Genomic DNA, 10,895 nt, shown 5'->3' with positions numbered 1-10,895 from the left:
TGCGGACATGATTTTACTGCCCATCTACCTGCAGACAGGACGAGGCTTTACTGCATTTGAAACAGGACTGATCCTTCTTCCTGGGGCTGTCATCAATGCCTTCCTTTCTCCGGTGACGGGCAAGCTCTATGACCGTTTTGGAGCCAAACCACTCTTTATTACCGGCCTTATATTCGTACTGCCAGCGATGTGGGTCGTGACCGACTTGGCTTCATCATTCTTATTCTGGACGATACGGACAATCATTCTTCGCATCGGTCGGCTTAAGCTTTAATACGATGCCACTACATACAGCTGGATTGAATGCCCTGCCGAAGGAGCTGACCAACCATGGCTCGGCTGTTAATAATACTGTCCGCCAAATAGCCGGTGCCATCGGAACAGCTGTCGTCATGACGATATTCACTGCCCAGGCAGCCGTCCATACCATAAAGCTAAGCCCAAGTGAACTACATGCATCTCCACCCCTTCTAGCTATGCTTGGAGCAAGTGATGCCTATTATTTCATGATGATTATTGCTCTCATTGCCCTCGTACTTACACTGTTTTTACCGCAAAAAAAGAAAGCCGTTCAAACAGCTGCTGAAACAAGAAACATGTAAAAGAACAAGAGGAGATAAGACCGCAAAATCAGTCTCATCTCCTCTTGTTTTTATATTCGTTAGATTCCTTTCGCCTTACCTCCATCAATTAAGTAAACTTGCCCAGTCACATAAGAGTTAACGGATGAGAGCAGGAACACAGCATAATTGGCGAATTCCTCCGGTTTCCCGTAACGGCCGAGCGGGATTTGTTTTTCCGCACGTTCTTTGACTTCCTCCACCGTAAGACCTTGCTTCTCTGCAGTCACCTGATCAAGATAATCAATGCGGTCAGTGGCAATCACCCCTGGTGCAATCGTATTAATAAGGATATCTCGTTCAGCAAATTCAGCTGCAAGCGTCTTCGTCAAGCCAACGATGCCAAGACGGAATGTGTTCGAAAGAAGCAGCCCTTGAATCGGCTCTTTTACTGAAATCGAGGCCATATTCAGGATTCTTCCACCGTTCTTCATATGGGGAAGAACGGCACGAATCATACGTATGTAACTGAGCAGGTTCAATTCAAATCCCTTCTGCCAATCTTCATCAGATAAATCCATAAATCCTCCGGCTGGCGGACCTCCAGCATTATTAAGAAGAATATCAATTGTTCCAAGCTTGTCAGCAGTATCTTTGACGAGCCTGTCAATGTCATCCGCTTGGGTAATATCCGCTTCATGCCAGTAGTAGTTTCCGGCTGGATTTACCTTTTTCAGCTCCTCCACAACGGTCTTCAATTTATCAGCGCTCCGGCTTGTCACCATGACATTAGCCCCTTCTTCAGCCAGCTTGATGGCGATAGCCTTTCCCAGCCCTTGACTTGAAGCCACAACCAATGCATTCTTTCCTTTTAACCCTAGCTCCATTCTTTCTCCCTCCATTCGTATTCCTACTCCTATCATGGCATCTCAACGATTTAATTGTCAAAATATTAATTTTATGGGTATAGAAGGAGTATGGACCATTAACAGTATCCATACTAAAGCAATGGAATCATGGGGAGGAATGACAACGTATGAGAACGAATGAATGGGATTGCATCATCATCGGCGGCGGTATCGCAGGATTGCAGGCCGCAATCCAAATGGGAAGAAGCCAGCATACATGCCTAGTGATTGATTCAAAGGAGGAAGGCCGTTCTTCCCTTTGCAAGGACTATCGTAATATACTCGGCTGGCCTGACGGAATCAGCGGAGAGGATTTGCGGGCACTTGGCCGGGAGCATGCCCAAAAAACAGGAATTGAATTTCTAAAGGACCATGTTACAACATTAAAGGATGTGAATGGCCGCTTCCATGTCAAGACGACAGAGCATGAATTCACCGCCCGCACTTTGCTGCTTGCTACGGGGATAACAGACCGAATTCCTCCTATTCCTAATCTGAAGGAATGCTTAGGAATGACCATCTATATTTGTACGGATTGTGATGGGTATGAGGTCATTGATACACCGACCCTTGTTATGGGCTCTGGTGAAGCTGGGGCAAATTTTGCTCTCTCTCTTCTCTATTGGACAAATCAGATTACGTATATTAATCACGAAAAGAACGATATCCCAGAGGACTTGCTAATGAGGCTCAAGGAAAGCGGGATTCATTATATAGAGGAGAAAATTGAAGCCGTAAAAAAAGAGGGAGATTCCGACTTCAAGGGAGTGTTCCTTGCCAATGGTGAGCTAATCGAAGGGGAGCGTGCCTTTGTTTCCTTCGGCGGCAATGATGTTCACACAGCTTTAGCGGATCAGCTTGGGATTGACGTAATGAACAACCGGCATATACATGTGGATTCGAGGACAAAGGAAACAAGCATTAAAAATGTTTGGGCAGCAGGAGATATCGTTGCTCATTCTGAGCAGGCAACTATCGCAATGGGAGAGGCCACTCAGGCTGCCATCTGGATTCATAAGCGTTTAATGAAGCTGTTAAAAGAAGAATAAGAAAAAGGCCGGATATACATCCGGCCCTTTCTAAAAATCAGCTGAACGTGTAGCGTGTGACTGCTTTATACGTATCATCCTTCTTCAACACAACAGATGGGAAATGAGGCTTGTTAATCGCATCCGGGTATCCTTGCGTTTCAAGGCAAATGGCCATATGATTATGCGGTTTGACCCCTCTAATGGAATATTCACCATCATATTGATTACAGGTATAAATGACAACAGCAGGCTGGTCGGTTTCCACTACAAGCTTGCGTCCGCTTACTGGGTCTTCGAGCACAATCTCTTCCTCAAAATGGCTATCCAGACAGAACGGATGGTCATAACCCCCGCCTGCGATATCATTTTGTTTATAGCCGGATGCCACCCCTTGGGAAACCTCAGCTTCTTCCGTGAAATCAAATGAGGTCCCCTCAACAGGCACAATCTGCCCAGTAGGAATAAGATCCTCTCCAAGTTCCAAAAATGAGCTGCTTTTCAGCTTCAGCTTGTGATTTAGAATGTCTTTCGTTAAGTCCCCGCTCAAATTGAAATAAGAATGATTCGTTAAATTGATGATGGTATCTTGATCAGAATAGGCCTTATAAGAGATTTCTAGACTGCCGTCTTCATCTAGCAAATATGTTGTTGTTACATGAAGATTACCTGGGAAGCCCTCCTCCCCGTCATGGCTTATATATGTAAATTCAACCCCTGCTGCTGTTCCCTTCTCAACCAATTCATAATTCCATACGACTTTATCGAATCCTTTTAAACCGCCATGCAGACTGTTGCTGGATTGATTCTTCGCCAATTGATAGGTTTCCCCATCAAGCGTAAAGCGTCCCCCTGCTATTCTTCCAGCTATTCTTCCAACAATGGCACCGAAATATGGGGAGTGCTTGACATAATCCTCAAGGGTATCAAAGCCAAGAACGATATTACCCATTTTTCCATTTCGATCGGGGACGATCAAATCCGTAATAATGCATCCATAATTGATGCACTTCATCGTCGTTCCTTTATCAGTAGTAAAGGAAAACTGAATAACCTCTTGATCATCCATTCTGCCAAAGCTCGTTTCTCTGATTTCCATAGCATCCCTCTCCTTTTCACAGAATTCTGCAATGTTTATGTATACTAATATACTATCAAAAAACTCTGTAAAGCGCTTTATTTTCCAGAAGGTATATTCAGGACATAGAAATAACAAAGCCTTGTTAGGCTTTGTTATTTATCTCATCATTTAATATGGTCCTCTAATATAATCCTTTACGGATCCTTCATAGAAATTTTGCAGCCTCTTGAGCTCGTCCTCATTAAATGATTTCGTCTCGAGCGCTGTCAGGTTCTGCTCCACCTGTCTCACATTCTTAAAGCCTGGAATGGCACATGTAACGGCTTCTTGGTCTAGAATCCAGCGAAGGGCTGCAGAGGCCATCGATTCCCTGCCATCAGCAATCCAAGAGAGCTGCTCCGAAAGCTCTACACCCTTTTGAAATTCAAGTCCGGCAAACGTTTCACCGACATTGAATTGCTCTCCATTTGCATTAAACTGACGGTGATCCTCTTTAGCAAAATGTGTATCCGCTGTGAATTTACCTGTCAACAGACCGCTTGCCAGCGGTACACGAGCAAGGATTCCGACACCTTGTTCCTTCGCTTTTGGGAACAATTCCTCCAGCGGCTTTTGTCTGAACAAATTGAAAATCACCTGCAAGGCAGCGACATTCGGATTCGTCAGGCAGAATAACCCTTCCTCAACCGTTTCAACACTGACTCCGTAATGACGGATTTTTCCTTCCGCCTGAAGCTTATCCAACACCTCAAAAACATTTGTGTGTTTAAGGATTTCAAGCGGCGGACAATGAATTTGATAGAGGTCGATTCTCTCCCGCCCTAACCGCTTCAAGCTCGCTTCACAATATTGGCGAACGGAATCTTCAGAATAGGTTAATGGATCATGAATATCCCCGGCCCGGCAGAATTTAGTCGCAATATAGATTTCATCCTCTTTTCCCTTTGTCGCCTTACGCAAGAGCTCCTCGCTTCGTCCAGCTCCATACACATCCGCTGTATCGAAGAAATTCACTCCCAGCTCCATCGCACGGGCAAGGGCAGATAAGGCATCCTCATCATTCGACCGCCCCCAGTCTCCGCCTATCCCCCATGTGCCAAAGCTGATTTCGCTTACCTTCATTTCACTTTTACCAAGCTGTCGATAATTCATGAATGCACTCCTCCCTCAAGGAATTAATCTAGCTTAGATGTTTTGTTCTTGTTATAGACATCAAAGCCTACTGCAAGCAATAATACAATACCCTTAATGGTTTGCTGATAATCCGTACCTAAACCAATTAAGGACATCCCATTATTCAAAACACCCATAACAAGTCCGCCGACAACTGCTCCAATAATGGTTCCAATCCCCCCATAGGCAGATGCACCGCCAATGAACACAGCCGCAATGGCATCAAGCTCAAATGAGTTCCCCGCTCCAGGTGTTGCCGCGTTCAAGCGGGCTGCAAAGATCAAGCCGGATAATGCCGCGAGCACACCCATGTTGACGAAAACCCAAAACGTCAGCTTTTGAGTCTTGATACCTGACAGTTTCGCTGCCTTCTCATTACCGCCGACCGCATACAAATGACGTCCAGATACGGTACGATTCGTAAAGAAGGAGTAAGCTACAATCAAGACGACTAAGATGACAAGAATATTCGGAATCCCTTCATAGGAAGCAAGGAAATAAGAGAATACATTTAGAACAGCTACAATGAAGACCAATTTCAAAGCAAAGAGCCATGTTGGCAGTACCTCAAAATGATAGGATTTCTGCTGATTCCGTTTTCGAACCTCTGTCCAAATCAACACGAGGGAAACAATGACTCCTACAATTAAGGTCAAAAGATCAAGTGAGGCGGTTTTGCTTAATTCAGGCAGGAAGCCTGTACTGATTTTCCGGAATTCTTCCGGGAATGGCGCAATGGATTGCCCGCCCAATACCCAAAGTGTAAGCCCGCGGAAGACAAGCATCCCGGCAAGCGTAACGATAAAGGCAGGGACTTTCAAATATGCGACCCAGAATCCTTGCCATGCACCAATTAAAGCGCCTATCAATAAGCATAAGACAATCGAAAGCCATACCGGCAAATTCATCTCTACCATGAAAATGGCTGACATCGCACCGGTAAACGCAACGACCGAACCTACTGAAAGATCAATATGTCCGAGTAAAATAACAAGAAGCATCCCAATGGCAAGCACGAGTATGTAACTGTTTTGCAGGATAAGATTCGTTATGTTAATCGGTTTCAATAAAACGCCATCCGTTAGTATTTGAAATAAGATAACAATAAAGACTAAAGCGAGTATCATGCCATATTGGCGAACATTATTTTTCATTAAGCTGCCAAGTGTTTTCATCCTTGTTCCACCCCTGTTCTGGTCATGTATTTCATGATATTCTCCTGGGACGCGTCCTTGCGTTCAAATTCAGCGGTAAAAGCCCCTTCACGCATAACGTAGATTCGGTCGCTTATACCGAGCAGCTCAGGAAGCTCTGAGGAGATGACCAATATTCCCTTTCCTTGGTCTGCAAGCTCATTAATAATGGAATAAATCTCATATTTCGCCCCGACATCAATCCCGCGCGTTGGCTCATCAAGTATGAGAATATCAGGCTCTGTAAAAATCCACTTGCTGAGAACCACCTTCTGCTGATTCCCTCCGCTCAGGTTCATCGCCTTTTGGGTAATGCTTGGTGTTTTGATATTCATCTTCTTACGGAAGCTCTCTGCCTCAATGACCTCCTGTCCATCATCAATAATGGACTTCTTTGCCACCCTGTGTAAGTTAGCGAGCGTTATATTGGTTTTGATGTCTTCTTCAAGCACAAGGCCGAACGATTTCCGGTCCTCTGTGACATAAGCAATCCCGGCATCAATAGCCTGGGTGATGTTTTTTAAGGTTAATTCCTTGCCATCCTTGAAAAGCTGCCCGCTCATCTTCGTCCCATATGCCTTACCGAAGATGCTCATCGCAAGCTCTGTCCGCCCAGCTCCCATCAAACCGGCTATTCCGACGATTTCTCCCTTGCGAATATGGAAGCTTACATCATCAACGACATTCCTGGCCGTATTCGTTACATCCTGAACAGTCCAATTCTTCACTTCAAAAATAGTCTCGCCGATGGAAGGGGTGTGCTCCGGGTAAAGATTAGTCAGGTCCCTGCCGACCATTCCTTTGATGATACGTTCCTCTTTCACTTGGTCCTTTTTCATGTCCAATGTTTCAATTGTCTTTCCATCCCTTAAAATCGTGATGGAATCAGCCACTTTCGCAATCTCATTCAATTTATGCGAGATGATGATCATCGTCATGCCTTGCTTTTTAAATTCCAGCATGAGATTCAGCAGGTTTTCACTATCATCTTCATTCAATGCGGCGGTAGGCTCATCCAAAATGAGAAGCTTCACTTCCTTTGAGATAGCCTTGGCAATTTCAATCAGCTGCTGCTTTCCTACCCCAAGTTGATTCACCATCGTATCCGGCGACTCTTTTAATCCAACAATCTTCAGCAAATCAATTGTCTTTGCATACGTTTCGTTGAAATTAATGATACCCCGTTTACTTTGTTCATTCCCAAGGAAGATATTTTCTGAAATTGACAGATAGGGGATTAAAGCGAGCTCCTGGTGAATGATGACGATCCCCTTACTCTCACTGTTTTTGATGGTTTTAAACTCACATACCTCATCTTCAAAATAAATATCTCCTGAATAGCTTCCATGAGGATAAACACCGCTCAATACTTTCATTAAAGTTGATTTACCTGCACCATTTTCTCCGCAAAGTGCATGTATTTCTCCTTTTTTAATCTTCAGATTGACATCGTCAAGGGCCTTGACGCCAGGAAACGTTTTTGTGATATTTCGCATTTCCAAAATAATAGATGACAAGAAACTCACCCCAATTAGTAGGATAGATGTTACTTGTAAATGAACGTACAAGTAACATCCATCCAGAATTTTACTCGCTTATTTCACTTCATCTTCACTATAGTAACCGCTGTCCACAATGACTTCTTTATAGTTCTCTTTGTCCACGGAAACCGGGTCAATTAAGTACGTAGGAACAACTTTATTGCCATTATCATAGGATTCTGTATCATTCACTTCAGCTTCCTTATCACTTAATACTGCATCTGCCATTTCAACGGCTTTAATAGCTAGTTCCCTCGTATCCTTGAACACAGTCTGTGTTTGTTCACCTGCAATGATTGATTTTACTGAGGCAAGCTCTGCATCCTGACCTGTGATGACCGGCATTGGTTTAGAATCTGTTCCATAGCCCACACCCTTCAAGGAAGAGATGATTCCGATACTGATGCCATCATATGGAGACAAAACAGCGTCAACTAATTCACTGGAATATTTAGAGCTTAAGATATTGTCCATACGGGATTGAGCCGTTGCACCATCCCAGCGAAGAGTGGAGATTTGGTTCATTTTTGTCTGTCCGCTTTGGACCACTAATTTTCCTTCATCAATATACGGCTTTAAGATGCTCATCGCGCCGTCATAGAAGAAGTAAGCATTATTATCATCCGGTGAACCGCCGAATAATTCGATGTTGAACGGACCTTTCTCGCCATCTTCAAGACCTAATTTCTTCGTAATGTATGAGGCTTGCAGGACACCGACTTCAAAGTTATCAAATGTAACATAATAGCTGACATTATCGGTACCTTTAATCAAACGGTCATAGGAAATAACTTTTATATCCTGATCAGCTGCCTTTTGAAGCACCTCTGTCAAGGATTCCCCGTCTATTGGAGCAACAACGAGAACGTCAACGCCTTTTGTAATCATGTTTTCGATTTGAGCGACCTGGTCCTCAACGACATCTTCTCCGTATTGAAGATCAGTCTTATAGCCCTTTTCCTTGAATTCCTTCACCATGTTTTCCCCATCAAGAACCCAGCGTTCGGAGGATTTTGTCGGCATAGAGATTCCGACATATCCCTTATCGCCATCTCCTGATGAGGTGGAATCGCTTCCGCAAGCCGCCAAAGCAAATACCAACGTGAGCAGCAAGAATGCAGTGATCATCTTTTTCATGAAATTAACCTCTCCTTTATCATCATTGCAGGATTCAAACGTTGTATTCTGAAAACTTACATCTTTCTAATATTTGAATCCGCTTACAAAATCTATCATACTACTTGTTAGTACAAGTTTCTACTAAAATTTAACTTAAACTAACAAATTTTTATAATAAAAATAAAAAAACCCACATATTTGCAGGTTTTTGGAATTTATATTTTTTTTGTTGACTGTCTGATAATGAGGACCGGTTCATACACATAGGATGGATTAGCGTTATCCTTTTGCTCAACCAATTGGAGGATTGCCTTTGCCGCCTGTACACCCATCTCGTACTGAGGATGTTTAATCGTTGTTAGCTTGACCTCAGAGGCCACAGCAAGATAGGAATCATCGAAACCGACAATGGAGAGGTCATTCGGCACAGAAAGACCGGCCTCCCTTATTACATCCAGTGCCGCCAAAGCAACTTCATCATTATAGAAGCATATGCCACTCGGCCGGCTCTCTCTCGCAAGAATATTCGCAAACTCCCCCTCAAGGACCTGCTCTCTTTCTGAAGTCGTATATGTAAGAAGCATATCCGAATCAATAGGAATCTTGTATTCTCGATGAGCACGGATGAAGCCCTTCATTCGCATAACACCTTGCATATCATCTGTTTTAAATAAACCGGCAATATTCGTATGCCCCTCTTTAATCAAATGCTCCGCCTGTAAATAACCTCCCAGCTCATCGTCAACGGTCAAGCTGTATGGATTAAGTTCACTATATGCCGCATTGATCATCAAATAAGGAATCCCTTTCATTTCAAGGTCAAGATAATATTTCAGATTAGGATTTGGATGATTGCTCTTCGTCGGCTCAACAATCAGTCCGGTCAAGTCCCTCTCCATCACATTCTCAAGACATTGCCGTTCTTTCTCAAAATCATTATTCGTACTATACAATAATAAGGTATAGCCCTTACTGCTCAAATAAGATTCTACCCCGTTTATAATAGACGGGAAAATATAGTTGGAAATATAGGTCGTGATCAGGGCAATTGCCTTATCAGCTCCGGAGGAAGATTGTGATATGGAGCGGTCAGCACAATAGGTGCCAGACCCCTGTTCCGTATAAAGCCAGCCCTCATTGACCAAATCATTAATGGCTTTTCGGACGGTGTGGCGGCTGACCTCAAATCGAATGGTCAGCTCTGACTCAGAGGGGATTTTTTGATTAGGCACGTATTTCTCTTCTAAAATAGCTTGTTTAATTTTCTCTTTAACTTGCTCGTATTTTTTCATCCAAAGTTACACCCTCCTGTCTATCTCTCCCTTTAATATAGCATAGTTGTTAGTACATGTTGTCAAATTATATCAATAAAAAGGAAAATTCGGACGTATTTTATCATAGTATTGGCGATATTCCTAATGATTCTATATTATCTTGTCATATCTCTTTGTAGCATTCACTAGTCGAATATAAAGTGATGAAGCCATTAAGGAGTAGGTCTATTGTTTTTAAATGTCAGGCTCTGATAATCTTAATCCTATTGATTTACGTTGCAGGTGATTGTGCCTCTAGGTGCGAGCGGGAACCCTCCTTGAGTGCTTTGGTGCATGCCAGTCCACTAATCTAAGCCAGAATTCAAACGGCTGAAAGGTTGACGAGCGGCATTCTATATAGCAACATTCATTTTTACAGAGCCACATGATAAAAAGCCACATCCATTTGGAAGCAGCCTGCTCGTATTTTTCATGGTAAGTTCCTTCTGTTCAAAAAGCAAAATCCTTATTCAAATCCTCTACCTCTGTCAAAATAAACTCCTTAGATATTTGTAATTTTTCTTTTGTCTTCGTTAATTCTAATTCATCTATAGGTCCTGTAACATTCCCATTCTCAAGTTGGATAATCCAATAATGGTCATTCTGTTCGTCTGGTATTTCATCACCGTTCTGGCTTTTAGGATTATGAATCAAAGGGACTTGTTTAGCGATAATAAAGTTATCATCCCACCCTACCTCCGTAACCTTAGCGGGTATTATCGGGGAATCCCAATTGCCCTGACTAATTTTAGCAGCAATCGTTACTTGATGCCCTGAGGTTCTAATAACGGAATAGTTACTTGGCAAATCAATTTCATAATCAGATGCTCCCGGACATCCAGTTAGGAATAGGCTGCTTATCATGACTGTAAATAATAAAATTCTGAATCTTATTCTAGACATACATCCTCCAATACCATACATATTATACCAAATATCCTTGTAGAGAGAATCTAACAGATATCTGCATAACAAAAAA

9 protein-coding genes and 1 pseudogene are annotated in these 10,895 nt (G+C 43.0%); 2 read left to right on the top strand and 8 right to left on the bottom strand.

Annotated features, from left to right (window positions below; genetic code table 11):
• Nucleotides 1–602 (top strand): annotated as a pseudogene (locus ACI35L_RS09385) (MFS transporter); the annotation flags it as partial.
• A 59-nt stretch (nt 603–661) separates the two neighbouring features.
• Here the strand turns inward: ACI35L_RS09385 and ACI35L_RS09380 are convergent.
• Entirely contained in the window at nt 662–1,447 is a 786-nt protein-coding gene (locus ACI35L_RS09380; RefSeq protein WP_439802740.1) for an SDR family oxidoreductase, read from the bottom strand.
• Nucleotides 1,448–1,596: 149 nt separating this feature from the next.
• Here ACI35L_RS09380 and ACI35L_RS09375 point away from each other — a divergent pair, with 149 nt between their 5' ends.
• A complete protein-coding gene (locus tag ACI35L_RS09375) occupies nt 1,597–2,517 on the top strand; it encodes an NAD(P)/FAD-dependent oxidoreductase (protein WP_439802739.1) in 921 nt (306 codons plus the stop codon).
• Between the two features lie 37 nt (nt 2,518–2,554).
• On the opposite strand, the gene ACI35L_RS09370 is transcribed toward ACI35L_RS09375, so the two are convergent.
• The 7 genes from ACI35L_RS09370 to ACI35L_RS09340 form a co-directional block, all read right to left on the bottom strand.
• Entirely contained in the window at nt 2,555–3,595 is a 1,041-nt protein-coding gene (locus tag ACI35L_RS09370; RefSeq protein WP_049670780.1) for an aldose epimerase family protein, read from the bottom strand.
• Between the two features lie 150 nt (nt 3,596–3,745).
• Nucleotides 3,746–4,729 (bottom strand): aldo/keto reductase, encoded by a 984-nt coding sequence (locus ACI35L_RS09365; protein ID WP_439802738.1) that lies wholly within the window; start codon nt 4,727–4,729, stop codon nt 3,746–3,748.
• A gap of 23 nt (nt 4,730–4,752) precedes the next feature.
• The gene (gene mmsB, locus ACI35L_RS09360; protein ID WP_049670778.1) at nt 4,753–5,925 is read right to left on the bottom strand and encodes a multiple monosaccharide ABC transporter permease; all 1,173 of its coding nucleotides are present in this window, start codon (nt 5,923–5,925) and stop codon (nt 4,753–4,755) included.
• Nucleotides 5,922–7,460 carry a multiple monosaccharide ABC transporter ATP-binding protein gene (mmsA, locus tag ACI35L_RS09355; RefSeq protein WP_439802737.1) on the bottom strand — a complete coding sequence of 513 codons (1,539 nt, stop codon included), beginning with the start codon at nt 7,458–7,460 and terminating at the stop codon, nt 5,922–5,924. Before mmsA ends, mmsB begins: the two co-directional genes overlap by 4 nt.
• 78 nt (nt 7,461–7,538) lie before the next feature.
• Nucleotides 7,539–8,621 carry a multiple monosaccharide ABC transporter substrate-binding protein gene (chvE, locus tag ACI35L_RS09350; protein ID WP_049670776.1) on the bottom strand — a complete coding sequence of 361 codons (1,083 nt, stop codon included), beginning with the start codon at nt 8,619–8,621 and terminating at the stop codon, nt 7,539–7,541.
• 197 nt (nt 8,622–8,818) lie between these two features.
• On the bottom strand, nt 8,819–9,895 hold the full coding sequence (locus ACI35L_RS09345; RefSeq protein ID WP_439802736.1) for a GntR family transcriptional regulator: 1,077 nt from the start codon (nt 9,893–9,895) through the stop codon (nt 8,819–8,821).
• Between the two features lie 471 nt (nt 9,896–10,366).
• The coding region (locus ACI35L_RS09340) for a DUF3997 domain-containing protein (RefSeq protein WP_439802735.1) at nt 10,367–10,895 on the bottom strand (529 nt) is incomplete at its 5' end.

Source organism: Pradoshia sp. (genome assembly GCF_051873915.1).
Classification (GTDB): Bacteria; Bacillota; Bacilli; order Bacillales; family Pradoshiaceae; genus Pradoshia.
The sequence above is the reverse complement of the archived record's forward strand: the minus strand, read 5'-3'. Positions and strand labels throughout refer to the sequence as shown.